The 16,105-nt window shown below is 59.1% G+C and carries 15 protein-coding genes; 9 read left to right on the top strand and 6 right to left on the bottom strand.

What is annotated here, in order from left to right; genetic code table 11:
• Nucleotides 1-39: 39 nt before the first annotated feature.
• The 7 genes from ACR3FB_RS10775 (at nucleotide 40) to ACR3FB_RS10805 (ending at nucleotide 8,895) form a co-directional block, all read left to right on the top strand.
• The gene (locus ACR3FB_RS10775) at nucleotides 40-504 is read left to right on the top strand and encodes a (2Fe-2S)-binding protein (protein ID WP_170374105.1); all 465 of its coding nucleotides are present in this window, start codon (nucleotides 40-42) and stop codon (nucleotides 502-504) included.
• A 3-nt stretch (nucleotides 505-507) separates the two neighbouring features.
• The gene (locus ACR3FB_RS10780) at nucleotides 508-2,694 is read left to right on the top strand and encodes a xanthine dehydrogenase family protein molybdopterin-binding subunit (RefSeq protein WP_480563914.1); all 2,187 of its coding nucleotides are present in this window, start codon (nucleotides 508-510) and stop codon (nucleotides 2,692-2,694) included.
• A 129-nt stretch (nucleotides 2,695-2,823) separates the two neighbouring features.
• Nucleotides 2,824-4,143, top strand: coding sequence for a glutamine synthetase family protein (locus ACR3FB_RS10785; protein WP_480563912.1), 1,320 nt, complete (start codon nucleotides 2,824-2,826; stop codon nucleotides 4,141-4,143).
• Nucleotides 4,144-4,202: 59 nt separating this feature from the next.
• Nucleotides 4,203-4,883 carry a type 1 glutamine amidotransferase gene (locus tag ACR3FB_RS10790; protein ID WP_480523215.1) on the top strand — a complete coding sequence of 227 codons (681 nt, stop codon included), beginning with the start codon at nucleotides 4,203-4,205 and terminating at the stop codon, nucleotides 4,881-4,883.
• Nucleotides 4,883-6,241, top strand: a complete 1,359-nt coding sequence (locus tag ACR3FB_RS10795) for a glutamine synthetase family protein (RefSeq protein WP_170374109.1) — start codon at nucleotides 4,883-4,885, stop codon at nucleotides 6,239-6,241. Before ACR3FB_RS10790 ends, ACR3FB_RS10795 begins: the two co-directional genes overlap by 1 nt.
• A 19-nt stretch (nucleotides 6,242-6,260) precedes the next feature.
• Complete coding sequence (locus ACR3FB_RS10800) at nucleotides 6,261-7,565, top strand: NAD(P)/FAD-dependent oxidoreductase (RefSeq protein ID WP_480563910.1); 1,305 nt, start codon at nucleotides 6,261-6,263, stop codon at nucleotides 7,563-7,565.
• A gap of 115 nt (nucleotides 7,566-7,680) precedes the next feature.
• Nucleotides 7,681-8,895 carry a DegT/DnrJ/EryC1/StrS family aminotransferase gene (locus ACR3FB_RS10805; protein ID WP_480563908.1) on the top strand — a complete coding sequence of 405 codons (1,215 nt, stop codon included), beginning with the start codon at nucleotides 7,681-7,683 and terminating at the stop codon, nucleotides 8,893-8,895.
• On the opposite strand, the gene ACR3FB_RS10810 is transcribed toward ACR3FB_RS10805, so the two are convergent.
• From ACR3FB_RS10810 to ACR3FB_RS10825, 4 genes are all read right to left on the bottom strand, one after another.
• Nucleotides 8,883-9,638: a trypsin-like serine peptidase gene (locus ACR3FB_RS10810; protein ID WP_480563906.1), complete on the bottom strand. Its 756-nt coding sequence runs from the start codon at nucleotides 9,636-9,638 to the stop codon at nucleotides 8,883-8,885. The genes ACR3FB_RS10805 and ACR3FB_RS10810 overlap by 13 nt on opposite strands.
• A 10-nt stretch (nucleotides 9,639-9,648) precedes the next feature.
• The gene (phaR, locus tag ACR3FB_RS10815) at nucleotides 9,649-10,197 is read right to left on the bottom strand and encodes a polyhydroxyalkanoate synthesis repressor PhaR (protein WP_170552879.1); all 549 of its coding nucleotides are present in this window, start codon (nucleotides 10,195-10,197) and stop codon (nucleotides 9,649-9,651) included.
• 134 nt (nucleotides 10,198-10,331) lie between these two features.
• Nucleotides 10,332-10,778 carry a phasin family protein gene (locus ACR3FB_RS10820; protein WP_170374114.1) on the bottom strand — a complete coding sequence of 149 codons (447 nt, stop codon included), beginning with the start codon at nucleotides 10,776-10,778 and terminating at the stop codon, nucleotides 10,332-10,334.
• A 143-nt stretch (nucleotides 10,779-10,921) separates the two neighbouring features.
• Nucleotides 10,922-12,724 carry a PHA/PHB synthase family protein gene (locus ACR3FB_RS10825; RefSeq protein ID WP_425083114.1) on the bottom strand — a complete coding sequence of 601 codons (1,803 nt, stop codon included), beginning with the start codon at nucleotides 12,722-12,724 and terminating at the stop codon, nucleotides 10,922-10,924.
• Between the two features lie 111 nt (nucleotides 12,725-12,835).
• Here ACR3FB_RS10825 and phaZ point away from each other — a divergent pair, with 111 nt between their 5' ends.
• Nucleotides 12,836-14,107 carry a polyhydroxyalkanoate depolymerase gene (gene phaZ, locus ACR3FB_RS10830; protein ID WP_480563903.1) on the top strand — a complete coding sequence of 424 codons (1,272 nt, stop codon included), beginning with the start codon at nucleotides 12,836-12,838 and terminating at the stop codon, nucleotides 14,105-14,107.
• A gap of 5 nt (nucleotides 14,108-14,112) precedes the next feature.
• Entirely contained in the window at nucleotides 14,113-14,691 is a 579-nt protein-coding gene (locus ACR3FB_RS10835) for a DUF6151 family protein (RefSeq protein WP_419739965.1), read from the top strand.
• Here the strand turns inward: ACR3FB_RS10835 and ACR3FB_RS10840 are convergent.
• Together ACR3FB_RS10840 and ACR3FB_RS10845 are read right to left on the bottom strand one after the other, a co-directional pair.
• The gene (locus ACR3FB_RS10840; protein ID WP_480563901.1) at nucleotides 14,688-15,398 is read right to left on the bottom strand and encodes an alpha/beta fold hydrolase; all 711 of its coding nucleotides are present in this window, start codon (nucleotides 15,396-15,398) and stop codon (nucleotides 14,688-14,690) included. The two genes, ACR3FB_RS10835 and ACR3FB_RS10840, sit on opposite strands and share 4 nt — an antisense overlap.
• 82 nt (nucleotides 15,399-15,480) lie before the next feature.
• Entirely contained in the window at nucleotides 15,481-16,095 is a 615-nt protein-coding gene (locus tag ACR3FB_RS10845; RefSeq protein WP_480564991.1) for a hypothetical protein, read from the bottom strand.
• Nucleotides 16,096-16,105 lie beyond the last annotated feature (10 nt).

The following is a 16,105-nucleotide window of genomic DNA, read 5'->3' on the forward strand; positions in this document are numbered from 1 at the left end:
TACCGACTCAGGTAGCAAGCCAACACGGAGTATCCCCTCATGGCCATCAATCTGAAACTGAACGGCGAGACGCATACTGTCGACGCCGAACCCGGCACGCCCCTGCTCTGGGTGATCCGGGATGAGCTGAAGCTCACCGGAACCAAATTTGGCTGCGGCGTCGCGTCTTGCGGCGCCTGCACCGTGCATCTGAATGGCGAGCCCGTCCGCTCGTGCCAGACATATATCGAAGACGTCGAAGACGCCGAGATCACCACAATCGAAGCCGTCGGTGAGGACAAGATCGGCGCAGCTGTCCAACAGGCCTGGGTCGAGCTGGACGTGGTTCAGTGCGGCTACTGCCAGTCGGGTCAGGTGATGTCGGCAGTTGGCCTGCTGGCTGAGAACCCCAAGCCCAGCGCAGAGGAAATCGACGCGTACATGTACGGCAATGCCTGCCGCTGTGCCACCTATCAACGTATCCGCGCCGGCATCCAGCGCGCATCTGAAATTCTGGAGGCCTGATCCATGAACATCAACACCTCTCGCCGTGGATTTCTGAAAGGCGCCGCTGCTGCTGGTGCCGTCCTGCTAGTTGGCGCACGTCCGGATGGCGCTTTGGCGGCGACCTCGACCGAGACCGCTCAGTTCAACCCCTTCGTTAAAATTGATGCCGACGGCACTGTGACCGCAATCGTCAAACACTTTGAGAAGGGTCAGGGTCCTGCGACCGGTCTGCCCACGCTGATCGCCGAAGAAATCGGCCTGACAATGGACCAGATCGAATACGAATTCGCGCCCTCTGATCCCAACGTCTACAACAACCTTCTGTTCGGCCCGTTCCAAGGCACGGGCGGGTCGACCGCGATGGCGAATTCGTGGCTGCAATACCGTCAGGCCGGTGCTGCCGCACGCGAGATGCTGATCAACGCGGCGGCCCAAAGCTGGGGCGTCGACGCATCGGGCGTCACAATCGAAGAAAGCATTGTCAAATCCGGCGACAAGTCGGCTCCGATTGCCGAATTCGTGGCCGCAGCCGCTCAGCTGGACGCCCCGACCGAGCCGCGTCTGAAGGACCCGTCCGAGTTCCGCCTGATCGGAAATGAAACCGTTCGGCGTAAAGATTCGGCGATCAAGGGCAATGGTCAGGCCATGTATGCCATGGACGTCCACCTGCCCAACCAGATGATCGCTATGATCAAACGCCCCGAATCCAAGGGCGGAATTGCGCAAGGGTTTGATGATAGCGCCTCGAAAGAGGTCAAAGGCTACATCAGTGCCGCAGTTCTACCCAACCAAGCGGGTGTCGCCGTCTACGCGGAAAACACCTGGGCCGCGATCCAGGCGCGTGATGCGCTTGAGGTCGAATGGGATATGTCGGGCGCTGAAACCCGCGACTCGGACCAGATCAATGCCGAGATCATGGACGCGCTCGATGCCGAGCCGACCTACAATGTCAACAAGGCTGATTTTGCAACCGTCTCTGCCGCCATCGACGGCGCTGACACGGTGGTTGAGCGGACATTCTACTTCCCGCTTCTGGCCCATGCGCCGATGGAGCCGCTGAACTGCACCATCGAACAGACTGCGGACGGAGACATTGTCCTGCATGATGGCGCGCAGATGCCGACCGGCCCGCATATGGCCTACCAGCAGATCTTCGAGCTTCCGGCCGAAAAGATCCATATCAACACGATGCTGGCAGGCGGGTCCTTTGGCCGCCGCGCAACACCTGATGCGGATTATCAGGTCGAGGCTGCGTTGGCCTTCGTGGTCACAGACCGCTCTCGCCCGGTCAAACTGGTCTGGACGCGTGAAGATGACATACGCAGCGGCTACTATCGCCCTGCCTTTGGTCACAAAGTGCGCGTCGGTCTGGACGGTGAAGGAAACATCGTCGGATGGCACCATCAAATCGCCGGTCAATCGGTCATCAAGGGGACGCCCTTCGAAGCTGTTCTGGTGCATGACGGTGTCGACCACAGCTCGGTCGAAGGGGTTTCTGACAGCCCATACGCCATCCCCGGCATGGCCGTAGGTCTGACGGATACACCGAAAGCCACGACGGTATTGTGGTGGCGCTCGGTCGGGCACACCCATACGGGCTATGCGATGGAGGCCATGATGGACCTGGCCGCAGAGGCCGCCGGTCGCGACCCGGTCGAGTTCCGCTTGGCGCATCTGAGCGATGACAGCAACGCAGATCAGGCCCGCAAGGCCGGAGTTCTGAAGCTGGCGGTTGAGAAGGCCGGATGGGGCAACGCTCCAGCCGGGCGCGCGCAGGGCATCGCGGTCCACAAGTCCTTTGGCTCTTATGTGGCCGAAGTGGTCGAGGTGTCCGGCGATCTGGACAGCGGAGTTCGCATCGAAAAAGTAACCTGTGCAGTGGATTGCGGCATTGCGGTGAACCCCGATGTGGTCAAAGCGCAGATCGAAGGTGGTGTCGGCTATGGCATTGGTCACGTTATGCGCGACCAGATCACGCTGACCAGCGGTGCCGTGGACCAGTTCAACTTCCCGGATTACGAGCCTCTGCGGATCGGCGACATCCAGGCGATTGACGTCCATATCGTTCCGTCGGCCGAAGCGCCCACAGGCGTTGGCGAGCCGGGCACACCTCCGTCCGCTCCGGCGCTGGCGAATGCCATCCGCGCGCTTTCGGGTGTGAAGGTCACGACCCTACCCATGGCGGAAAACGGCGTAACCTTCGTCTGATCCTAAAACACGGGGCGTCGGCGCAATTTGTGCCGACGCCTTTTTCCACCCCTGAAATTTGATCAAATTTCGTGACAAGGCCGTTTGGCTTCGCTACATCTCAGATAACCGAGAGGAGCTACAGCCCCAATGGACCTGAACGCCTTGCATAATTTCCGCGTTGCCGCCTGCGACCTGAACGGTCAGATGCGTGGCAAACGTGTCCCGCCAACCTATGCCGATAAGCTGAGCAAGGGTGCTGTGCGCATGCCATTCTCGGCGTTGAACGTCGACCTATGGGGCGCAGATATCGACGGAAGCCCCCTCGTGTTCGAAACCGGTGACGCCGATGGCATCTTGTTTCCGACCGAGCGCGGGCCCGTTCCGGTCCCTTGGTTGGAGACTTCAACAGCTCTGGTTCCCATGAGCCTTTATGACGATGACGGCGTTCCCTTTTCAGGCGACCCGCGCCATGCACTAGCCTCTGTGCTGTCGCGTTACGCGCAGCGCGGCTGGTCAGTCGTTGCGGCGACCGAGTTGGAATTCACCCTTGTCGACGCGTCCGGCCCCCAACCCTTAGCACCCTTCAACCCGATCACTGGCCGCCGCCTGACGGACGAGGCGGTTCTGTCCGTCGCCGAAATGGACGCGTTCGAGGCATTCTTCACCGACCTCTATGACGGGTGCGCTGCAATGGGCATCCCCGCGCAAACCGCAATATCCGAAAGCGGTATCGGTCAATTCGAGATCAACCTCAATCATCAGGGCGCCATGCGCTGCGCCGATGATACGTGGCTTTTCAAGGCTTTGACGCGCGGCTTGGCCCGAAAACACGGCTTTGCTGCGACCTTCATGTCGAAACCATATGTCGAGGACGCGGGAAACGGGATGCATGTGCATTTCTCTGTCCTGGACCAAGATGGGCGGAACATCTTCGACGATGGCGGGCCCGAGGGCACCGACCTGCTGCGCTCAGCCGTGGCCGGGTGCCTTGCTGCCATGCCGGCTAGCACTCTGATCTTTGCCCCTCATGGGAATTCATACGCGCGGCTTGTGCCCAGCGCTCATGCACCCACCGGTGCAAGCTGGGCCTATGAAAACCGAACCGCCGCCATCCGTATTCCGGGCGGAGCGCCCTCGGCCCGACGTATCGAACACCGCGTGGCTGGCGGCGACATCAATCCTTACCTGATGCTCAGTGCCGTTCTGGGCGCGGCGATGGTCGGCATCGAGGACGGCATGGTGCCCCCCGCCCCAATCTCGGGCAACGCTTATGAGATTGAAGGCCTGCCTCAGCTGGCTGGCGATTGGTCCGCCGCCATCGACCTGTTCGAGAGCGACCCGATCATTACCCGGCTTTTCCCATCGGAATTAGTCCGCAATCTGTCGATGACCAAACGGCAGGAAATTGCACGTTTTGCAGACCGCCCCGACGACGAACACTGGCTAAGCTATCTCGAGGCCGTGTGACCCCCTTGCCCGACGGCCCGCTCTCGGGTATTTCTGAATTTGATCAAATTCGGTGACTTATGAAAATCGGCATTCTACAAACTGGCCACACCCCTGATGCGCTCATGCAGGACTTCGGGGACTATGACTCTTTGTTTCCGGCGTTGCTGGACGGACATGGGTTTGAATTCAGAACCTTCGCAGTCGTTGACGGGATCTTCCCAGACAGCGCAGAAGACGCAGATGGCTGGCTGATCACAGGCTCTCGCTACGGGGCCTATGAGGATCTGCCATGGATTCCCCCGCTTGAGGACCTGATCCGCCAGATTCATCAAAGCGGCAAGCCGCTGGTAGGCGTGTGCTTTGGCCATCAGATCATCGCGCAGGCGCTGGGCGGCAAGGTCGAAAAATACCAAGGTGGTTGGTCGGTTGGGCGGACCGAATATGACTTCGATGGCGATAACGTCTGGCTGAACGCCTGGCATCAGGATCAGGTCGTGGCCGTGCCGGACGGGGCCGAGGTGATCGGCAGCAACGACTTCTGCCAAAACGCCATGCTGCGCTATGGTGACCAGATCTGGACCGTGCAAGCCCACCCTGAATTTACCAACGATTTCGTCTCGGGCCTGATGCGCACGCGCGGCAAAGGGTTGGTGCCTGATGACCTCATGCAAGCCGCAGCGAACAGACAAACAGCACCGGATCACAATGCCCGGATCGCGCAGATCATGGCGGATTTTCTGAAGAAAGCGAGGGCCTGATGGCCGATTGGACAGACGCAGCACCGCAGGCCGCACAAGACTATATCGCCGGACATCGGCTGGATGAGGTCGAGTGCATCATCTCGGACCTGCCGGGCATTGCCCGCGGCAAGGCCGTTCCCGCATCGAAATTCGCGCGGCAATCCTATTTCCACCTGCCTGACAGTATCTTCTACCAGACGATCACGGGCGGCTGGGGTGAAGCCGCGGGTGAGGACGGTTTCATTGAACGCGACATGATCCTGAAACCGGATTTCTCGACCACATCGGCGGCGCCTTGGACTGGCGACTGGACGCTGCAGGTGATCCACGACGCCTATGACCGCGACGACAACCCGATCCCCTACAGCCCGCGCAACGTGCTGAAGCGTGTTGTGCAGCTCTATCACGACAAGGGCTGGAAGCCGGTGGTCGCCCCGGAGATGGAGTTCTTTCTAGTCGCCCGCAACGTTGACCCGGCGCAGTCGATTGAGCCGATGATGGGCCGGTCGGGCCGTCCTGCCGCCGCGCGTCAGGCCTATTCCATGACGGCCGTGGACGAATTCGGCCCGGTGATCGACGACATCTATGATTTCGCCGAACATCAAGGGTTCGAGATCGACGGGATCACTCAGGAAGGCGGCGCAGGCCAGCTTGAGATCAACCTGCGCCACGGCAATCCGGTGAAGCTGGCGGATGAGGTCTTCTACTTCAAACGCCTGATCCGCGAGGCCGCTTTGCGTCACAATTGCTTCGCGACCTTCATGGCGAAACCGATCGAGGATGAGCCGGGATCGGCCATGCATATCCACCATTCGATCATCGACATTGAGACCGGCCAGAACATCTTCTCTGGACCTCAAGGCGGAGAGACCGACGCGTTCTATCACTTCATCGCGGGCCTGCAGACCCACCTGCCCGCCGGTCTTGCCGTGATGGCGCCGTATGTGAACTCCTACCGCCGCTATGTGAAAGACCACGCCGCGCCGATCAATCTGGAATGGGCGCGGGACAACCGCACCACGGGCATCCGGGTGCCTCTGTCGGGGCCTGAGGCGCGGCGCGTGGAAAACCGTATCGCTGGGATGGACTGCAACCCGTATCTCGGGATCGCGCTGTCGCTGGCCTGTGGCTATCTGGGGCTGGTCCAACAGGAGCGCCCCCGCCGGCAGTTCTACGGTGACGCTTATGAGGGCGAAGGGGATATTCCACAGGTGATGGGGAATGCTCTGGACCTGTTTGACGGAGCCACGGAGCTGCATGAGATTCTGGGCCCCGAGTTCGCCCGCGTCTATGGCATCGTGAAACGGGCCGAGTATGAAGAGTTCCTGCAGGTAATCTCTCCGTGGGAGCGGGAACATCTCTTGCTGAACGTCTGAGCCTTTTGGGGTCCCAGGGATGAACCTTCTCTATTCCAACGATAGCAAAGCCGAGTATCCGGCAAGCTGGTATGCCGCGACAGCCAATCCGCTCGCGCGGTTCCCTGAGTTCAAGGGCGAAACACGCGCCGATGTGTGTATCGTCGGTGGTGGCTATACGGGTTTGTCGGCTGCGTTACATCTGGCCGAGGCCGGGATGAACGTTGTCCTGCTTGAGGCACACCGAGTGGGCTTTGGCGCATCAGGCCGCAATGGCGGCCAGTTGGGCAGCGCCCAGCGCATGGACCAGGAAGATCTGGAGCGGCTCGTCGGGCAGGACGACGCTGCCAAGCTTTGGGAACTGGCCGAGGATGCAAAGACCTTGGTCAAATCTCTGATTGAAAAGCACAAAATTGACTGCGACCTGAAGCCCGGTATCGCCAACCTAGGTCTGTCAGCGTCCGAGCGCAGTGATCTGCACGCCCATGCGGCGCATTTGTTGGACCGTTACGGCTACGATCAGATCGAGTTGCTGGATGAAGAGGCGGGCCATGCGCTTTGCCCCTCCCCCGCTTACAAGGGTGGGTATCTGGACATGGGGGCGGCGCATTTGCACCCGTTGAACTATGCGCTCGGTCTAGCCCGTGCTGCTGAGGCCGCAGGCGTGCGTATTTTTGAAGGCACCGAGGTGACAGGGATCGAACAAGGCGACCCGGCCGCGGTTCTCACCGAAGGTGGGAAGGTCAACGCCCGCCACGTCATACTGGCCTGCAACGGATACCTTGGGGCGCTGAACCGGCAGGTCGCGGCGCGGGTGATGCCGATCAACAACTTCATCGCCGCGACAGAACCGCTCGGGGGTGAGGCCGCACATGTGCTGACGCAGGATGTCGCGGTTGCGGATACGAAATTCGTGGTGAACTACTTCCGTCTCAGCGCCGACGGGCGCCTCCTGTTTGGCGGAGGCGAAAGCTATGGCTACCGGTTCCCTTCGGATATCTCCGCTACCGTGCGCAAACCAATGACCGAGATCTTTCCGCATCTGCGGGAGATCAAACTCGACTACGCGTGGGGCGGCACTCTGGCGATTACAATGCGTCGGATGCCTTATCTAACGCGTGTCGCGCCGAATATCCTGTCCGCCTCGGGCTATTCCGGCCATGGCGTAGGCACGGCAACACATGCCGGTCAGCTGATGGCATTGGCCATTCAAGGACAGGCCGAAGGGTTCGATACCATGGCCCGCGTCCCGGCCCTGCCCTTCCCCGGCGGTCCGGCCCTGCGGAACCCTCTGCTGGTGCTGGCGATGACATGGTACGCGATGCGGGATCGGCTGGGGATCTAGCCCACGTTTCCATACGACAATTTGGTGAAATTTTGCCGATCTTGCGATTGGGGGCTTGGCACGGGCGGCACGCTTGATTTAATAAAGTGAAAGTTAGAATTCGGGAAAACCAAATATGACGCTGCCACCCAACGTTCATGACGCCGAACCCATCCCCGCCGCCGCACGAGACGCAATTGACGCCCTGATGCAGTCAGGCGACCTGTTTCGCTACACCGCGCCGCAGGACGCTCCGGTCGCTTTGCTGGAATCCGAGTTCGCCACACTACTAGGCACAAAATACGCTTTGGCCGTTTCTTCCTGCTCGGCTGCTCTGTTTCTGGCCCTGAAGGCACTTGGCCTGCCGCGGGATGCGCGGGTTCTGATCCCGGGCTTCACTTTCGCCGCTGTGCCATCGTCGGTCGTGCATGCGGATTGCGTTCCGGTTCTGTGCGAAGTTGGTCCGAACTACCGCATCGACATGGCTGATTTCGAGGCCAAGCTGGACGATGTACAAGCGGTGATCATCAGCCATATGCGCGGCCATACCTCGGATATGGATGCGATCATGGCGCTGTGCGACGCGCGCGATGTCCCGGTGATCGAGGATGCCGCCCACTCGCTGGGCACAACCTGGCATGGGCGCAACATCGGCACCATCGGCAAAATTGGCTGCTTCTCGTTCCAGTCCTACAAGATGATCAACGCGGGCGAAGGTGGCATTCTGATCACCGACGACGCCGATCTGGTGGCGCGCACCGTGATCATGTCCGGCGCTTATGAGCATAACTGGAAGAAGCACAAAACTCCGCATGGCGACAACTCACCTGAGTTGGTGCAGGCCTTTGCACGCTGGCAGAACAAACTGCCGCTATATAACTTGCGGATGAGCAACCTCAGCGCCGCAGTGATCCGCCCTCAGGTTCCAGAACTGGCGCGCCGCGTGCGCGATGGGCTGGCGAACCACGACTATGTAGCCGAACGTCTGAACAGCTCGGACTATATCGACGTTCCCGCCCCGCTTGCGCCCGAACGTCGTGCGCCGGATTCGATTCAGTTCAATCTGGTCGGCATGGATGAGGGTGAAATCCGTGCCTTTGCCGCCGCATCCGAGGCGCGCGGCGTCAAGGTTCAGGTCTTTGGCATGAGTGAAGACAATGCCCGCGCCTACTGGAACTGGCAATTCCTGCCTGAGCAATTCGAGCTGCCGCAAACGCGTGCCATGCTGATGACAGCCTGTGACGTGCGCCTGCCCGTGCGCCTGACGCGCGAGGAATTGGACGTGATCGCCGATATCTTGCTGGCCTCGGTCGGTGAGGTGATTGGCCCTGTCCCCGCTTACGGTACATGAACTCCGAGCACTGAGACGAACAATGCGTCGATCCCTTCGGGGGTCGGTGCGATGCGGGACAAGATAGCAGCAACCCGCAGCCCGTCCGAGGTCTTCACCAACAGCGGCGCGCCGGAATCCCCCATCATCACCGGGCAAATTCCACGCAACATTTGGTCTGCATATGGACGCATGGGGCAAGTCTCTGTCTGGCTCAAGACATGTGGCCTCAGCCCCGGATAGCCCGCGACAAAGCCTGCCTCGACCTCTTGATTTGCCGGCTTAACGAAACCGACCTCGGCCCCGATCGGAGCGTCCAGTACCAGAATGGCCCAGTCTAATTCGGGCTGATCGGAGAAGCTGACCGATACATCCTGACCCGCAGGTAAGATATAGTCATCGGCCCGCGCAACCGAGACCGCCTCGCCCCGCTGGTATCCGGCTGCAAATCGGATGCTCTCGGGTGGTATCCAGCGTTTACGTGATCGATTGTAGAGACAATGCGCCGCCGTCAGCACATGGTTTTCCGAGATCAGAACGCCCGTACAATGAGATCGTTGATCCCGCCCTGCGTAGTTCACACGACCAATCGCGCGCCAAGGGGCCTCGGACGCATCTAGGGTTTCACGCGCACGGATATCCTGACACCCCGCAGATGTATCGGTCCCCAGCCGACAGACTGCGGACCAGTTTTCAGAGAACTGCCCCTCGGCCCAAACGGCTTGCGACCACAAAATAGCGACACACAGGACCAGCCAGCGCATCGCCTGCGCCCTAGTTCAGTTTCGAAAGCTTCTGCTGCAACTCGGCCAATTGCTTTTTAATGTCGTCCAGATCCTCTTTCGGCTCGGACTCGTCCTCTTTGTCAGGGCCAGACCAGTTGCCGGACAACCCGCCTGTCATTGCTTTGAGGAACGCCTGTTGCTGCGCCTGCATCGCCTCGAACCCCGGCATCTGAGACATCGGGTTCATCGCGTTCATGTTCTCCATCATCTTGCTTTGGCTTTCGCGCAGCATATCGAACGAGCTTTGCAGGAATTGCGGCATCATACCCCCGCCCGGCACCATGTAGCTGCGCACCAGATCGTTCAGGACATTCACCGGCAGGACGTTTTCGCCCCGGCTTTCATGTTCGGCTATGATTTGCAAAAGGTACTGGCGGGTCAGGTCATCGCCCGTCTTCAGATCAATGATCTGAACTTCGCGCCCGTCGCGGATGAACCCCGCAATATCTTCGAGCGTCACGTAATCGCTGGTCTCGGTGTTATACAGCCGACGGCTGGCATAGCGCTTGATCAACAGCGGTTTTTCTTTGTCCGACACCTTGTACCCTCCCCAAGGATGATGCGTTGCAGCAGAGGTTATGCGACTGCAGCACAAAAAGAAAGGGCAGGTCAATCGACCTGCCCAACGCGATGGCACCTATAGGGAGGATAAGATGCTCGTCGCGGACGTTCTTACTTGGCAGCTGCAGCTTTCTTGGCAGCAGTCGTCACCTCAGAAGTCGCTTTCTTGACAGCTGCGGTTGCTTCTTCAGCAGCGTCTTTGCCAGCGGCCATCAGCAGCTCAACGGTTTCCGACTGAACTTTTTTCGCGATTTCAGCGAAAGCAGCAAGGTTTTCAGCAGCAACTTCGGCCGACGCGCTTGCGAAGTCGGTTGCGGCTTTTGCGTAGTCAGCAGGCTCGGCCTTTGCTTTCGACATCTCGGTCAGCTTGGCCAGGGTGTCCTTGGTCCATTTGTTCGAGATTTCAGCCGATTTCTCAGCCGCGTCCAGAGCAACGCCCGACAGCTTTTCGTTCAGCGCTGCGGTCGATTTGAAGGCACCTTCCATTGCGGTGGTGTCTACCGGAAACGCGCCCATGACGTCTTTCATGATCGCGGTGAAGTCTTGGGTCTTTGCCATTGTCCTAATCCTTTTCACCGAACCGGGCCCACCCCGGTTTCCATCGGCTTGAGGACAATATGATTTCTGCATCGCAGCATTTCAAGTTTTTTCTTGCTGCAATGCAGAAAAAATCGAGTTTCATTTTGAAATCAGCGATTTGCTCAACGATTTGCCTTTAGCAAAACATAGCTGCCAGGCGCCGGACACAGGCTCGGATGCTCCGAATCACCCGTTTCGCGCGCCGGAACCTGCTTGCCAGACCGTTTCTTCAGCCAAGCGCCCCACATCGGCCACCAGGATCCTTCGTGAAAGTCAGCGTCTTTCAACCAGGCCTCGGCATCCAATTTCAGATCAGGGTTGGTGTAGTGGCCGTATTTCTTCTTACTGGGCGGGTTCACGATCCCTGCAATGTGACCGGACTCTGACACAACAAAAGTCTTGGACTTGGACCCCATCTGCTGAACACCGCGATAGCAGTCTTTCCAGCGGGCGATATGGTCCGTCTCGCAGGTGATAGCCATCAGGGGGACGTCCACATCCCTGACATGCAGCTTGTGGCCCAGCATCTCGAAGCCATCGCCCACGAATTCGTTGTGCTGGCACAGGCCGCGCAGATACTGCACCGCCATCTTCCCCGGCAGGTTCGAGCCGTCGCCGTTCCAATACAGCAGGTCAAAAGCCGGAGGGGTCTCTCCCATCATATAGCTGCGGATTGCAGGCGTGTAGATCAGGTCGCGTGAACGCAGGAAAGACATGGTGCGCCCAAGAATCCATGCGCGGAGGAGGCCATCCTTGGCGACCTGATCCTCGATCCCATCCACAAAGTCGTTTTGCAAAAACGGCGTGAATTCTCCCTGATCGCCAAAATCGGTCAGAGCCGTAAAGAAGGTCGCCGACTTGACCGATTTGTCCCCGCGCTGTTTGAGCAGTGACAGGGTCAGGCTGAGCGTCGTGCCCGCAATGCAATACCCAACGGCGTTGACCTGTTTTACTTTGCAGATCTTCTTGACCGTCTCGATCGCAGTCAGGAACCCATCCTGAATATAGTCCTCCATCCCCACATCGGCGTAGGTGGAGTCGGGATTTATCCAGCTGACGACAAACAGCGTGTACCCCTGCTCGGTCACCCATTTGATCAGGCTGTTCTGGGTTTTGAGGTCGAGAATGTAGAATTTGTTGATCCACGGCGGGAACAGAACGATGGGGGTTTCATGCACTGTCTCGGTTGCCGGTTTGTATTGGATCAGCTCCATCATACGGTTGCGATAGACGACATCGCCGGGGCTGGTCGCAATATTGACCCCAACCTCGAATGCACTGTCATCGGCAAGCTTGACCACAAGCTCACCATCATTGGCCTCTAGATCCGAAACGAGGTTCTCAAGCCCTTGGATCAGGGATTGCCCCTCGGTTTCGACAGCTTTCTCCAAGGCATCGGGGTTGGTTGCCAGAAAATTGGTGGGGGCCATCAGGTCGATGATCTGCTGCGAGAAATACTGAAGGCGCTGCTTGTCCTTTTCCTCAAGGTCCTCAACCGACGACACCGCCTGCGCGATGGCTTCGGCATTGGTCTGATACTGCTGGCGGATCAAGCGAAAATAGGGGTTGGTGTCCCAAAGCGGGTTGGAAAAGCGTTTGTCCTTGGACTTGGGTTCGTCTTCCTCCACTTCGCCCGTGGTCAGGGCCTGCTGCGCTTCGGCAAAGTTCAGAACGGACTTGCCCCAGTATTCGATTTGCTGTTCCAGCAGTTTGGCGGGGTTCTGTAATGCGTCGGCCCAATAGGCTGTTGCCGCACGTGCATAAAGCTCTTGATTCGGGCCGTCCAAAGCCGGGACATGAGACTTCTTTGAAGCCATGACTTCTATCAGGCGCTTGGAGAGAGCCTCAACCTTCTCCATATTTTCTTTAATGCGTTCAATATGTTCTTCGGTAACTTGGCCCGTATTGTCTTCACTTGTTGTCATTTTAACAATTCACCCCTACTCTCGCTGCTATGCAGAATAACGTCGCGGACGTTGGTCGACAAAGCGACGAATGGTCCGAACTCTTAGGTTGATACTACGGAGGATCCTTCGATGCGCTACATGATGACCTACGATCTGATGGAAACCATGCGCAATACGAACCAATGGCTTGGTTCGACGGCAAATGCGATGGCCTCCTACCCGCTGTTTTCGATGGTTCCGAACCCGGCATTCAGCTGGATGGCCGCCTGGGGTGAAGTGACCGAGCGCACCTTTCAACGCATGGTCGCGAAGCCCGATTGGGGCATCCGGACGTTCACGTGTGAAGATGGCAAAGATCATCTGGTCGAAGTCACCTCGGTTCTGGAGCGTCCCTTTGGGGACCTTCTCCATTTCAAGGTAAACGGGCGCGAAACGCAACCTCGCAAGGTGCTTTTGGTGGCTCCGATGTCCGGTCACTACTCCACATTGCTGCGCTCGACCGTCAAAAGCCTGCTGGTCAATTGCGAAGTTTACATCACCGATTGGCATAACGCGCGCGATATCCCCGTGTCCGCCGGAAAGTTCGATGTCGAGGATTACACCCTCTACCTTGTCGATTTTATGAAAGAGCTTGGCCCGGACACCCATGTAGTCGCTGTGTGCCAACCTGCGCCGCTGACACTGGCCGCGACCGCCTATCTGGCCGAGGTCGAACCAAAGGCCCAACCCAGCACCCTGACCCTGATCGGTGGCCCGGTCGATCCCGACGCCACCCCGACCGACGTGACCGACTTTGGCCGTCGCGTGACGATGGGCCAGTTGGAAGAGACCATGATCCAGCGCGTTGGTTTCAAATACAAAGGCGTGGGTCGGATGGTCTATCCCGGCCTGTTGCAGCTGGCTTCGTTCATGTCGATGAATGCCGAACGCCACTCCACCGCCTTCACGGATCAGATCCAGCGCGTGATGCGGGGGGAAGCCTCGGACCATGACGCCCATAATCGCTTCTACGATGAATACCTCGCTGTCATGGATATGCCGGCGGAGTTTTACCTCTCCACGGTCGAACGCATTTTCAAAAATCGCGAGATCGGGCGGAACGAATTTGTCGTCGCCGGGCACAAGGTGGATATGGGCAAGATCACCGATGTGGCCGTGAAAACCGTGGAAGGCGCGAATGACGACATTTCAGCGCCTGGGCAGTGTATCGCCGCGCTTGATCTGTGTACCGGCCTGCCTGACAGCAAGAAAGCCAGTCATGTGGAACCCGGTGCGGGGCACTACGGCATCTTCGCTGGCCGCAGCTGGCGCGACAATATCCGCCCGCTGGTCATCGACTTCATGAACGAGAACAGCCGCAAACCGCGTCGTCGGGCGGCCAACAGCAACAAAGTCGCGTAAGGGCTTTGGCGTCAGAGTCTGACCTCACCTTTTCGTGCGCCTGCGGGACACTGACAGGCCGCATCACATCCGATGGTGCGCGTCTGGGGACTCATGCCGAGTGTTTTTGCCGCGACTGCCGTGCGGCCCAGCTTTACTTCGGCCAACCCGACCCGGCCCCCGGACCGGTTGAGGTGTTTCAAATCGCCCCCGACGAGGTCACGATTGACAGCGGCGCCGAACATTTGGCGGCGATGTCTCTGAGCCCGAAGGGCATGCTGCGATGGTATGCCAAATGCTGCAATGCACCCTTGGCAACCACGCCACGCACCGCCAGATTTCCTTTTGCGGGGTTCATCGCTTTGCGTATCGATGATCGCGCACGGCTTGGTCCGATTGCGACTCGTGGGTTCGTGCCTCGGCCCAACGGCAAGCAAAAGCACGAAAATCTGGCTCCAGCGGTAATCGGGTTGCTGCGCCGCGTGATCAAATCAAGACTATCCGGTGGGTGGAAAAACACGCCGTTCTTTGATCCTGAGAGTTTTGAACCCGTCGTGACACCGACGGTGATCAGCAAAGAGGAACGCGCAGCGCTTTACCCCTAGGCCATGCGCAAGGGTTCATCCAGCCACGCCTGCATCAGGTCGACCACCTGCTCGGGCGCTTCCAGAGTTGGCAGATATCCGGCTGCGTCGATTGTGTGCATCACCGCATTCGGGATCATGTCCGCCATGAAGGCATGCTTGCGCTCGGGCGTCAGCCGGTCATGTTTTCCACACAGGATCAGGCTGGGCGCTTTGATCCGTCGCAACGTGCCCTGCTGATCCGCGCGCCTCTGCAAAGCGCGCATCTGGGTAACAAACACCTCCGGGCCTAGATCCAGTGCCATCGCCAGTAGGTCATTCAACACAGGGATGCGCTGCGGTCCTGGCGCCAGAGTGTCTGACCCCACAACCTGCCGCATCACCTCCTCAAGCCGCCCTGCCTGCGCGCCGATAATCAGATCCTCCCGCCCCGCCGCGATCTGCGGGGTGTCGGCCTGCGCATCGGTCGATATCAGGCACAGCCGCGACACCCGATCCGGGGCACGTCGAACAAGCTCCAACGCCACCACGCCGCCCAGCCCGTGCCCGGCCAGAGCGAACCGATGGGGCAACTGATCCAGTAGGTCCGAGGCGATCTCTTCAATACGCTCCCCCCGACTGATCGCCGAGACGACCACGGCACGGCGGCGTGAAAACGCATCAATTTGGGGATGAAACAGCCGGGCATCACACATCAAACCCGGCAACAACACCAGCGGCTCAATCACGTGGGGCCTCCTTCTGCTCGGTTATCCGAGTCGTTCCTTCTCATCAGGATGGAAGGTTTGGATCAGCCCAGCAAGTGAATCTTTATGGATAGGCGATTCCACGGAACGGCGGGAAATCAGCATAGCGTTTCTGACGGACGGAAAGTGTCTCGGCTGGCTCGGCCCCCGGTCGTAAAAGGCAACCTTTGGGCGCGATATAGCTGTCGATCCGGCGTTGAGGCCTGGGGCGCCACACCAGATTGAATGCGCAGAGTTTCGGGAAAAACCAGATCTCGGAGTAGTCAAGATGATCATGCATCCACCACGCCAGATCGCGCCAGTCCCGCCCCTGCGCGTAGCGATCCGCAAACCAGGGGATCACGACAGACGCGCCAGCGACTCGCGCCTCACCCTGCCCCCAGTCCCAGACATGGCACTCCAACGGATTGTCATTACGCGCGCAGTTCAGCCGGTTTTCGTTGCCAAAGGCATTCAAGGACGGTGACCGATAGCCCGAGCGCACTGCGACCCGGCCAAAGGTCTCCTCCAGCGGGTCCAGCAAGGTTTGGCAAAAGGCGCTGCCGGTTTCGATGGCCAGATCCGGGTTCTCAGGCAGGTTCTGCTTTTGGTGGAAATTCCCGATCTCGGAGTACAGGAAATCGCGCATGAAGAAATGCCGGGACAGACGCACACGACCCAGCGTCTCTAGGCTCCACATACTGCCCGGC

Source organism: Ruegeria sp. AO1, assembly GCF_056535985.1.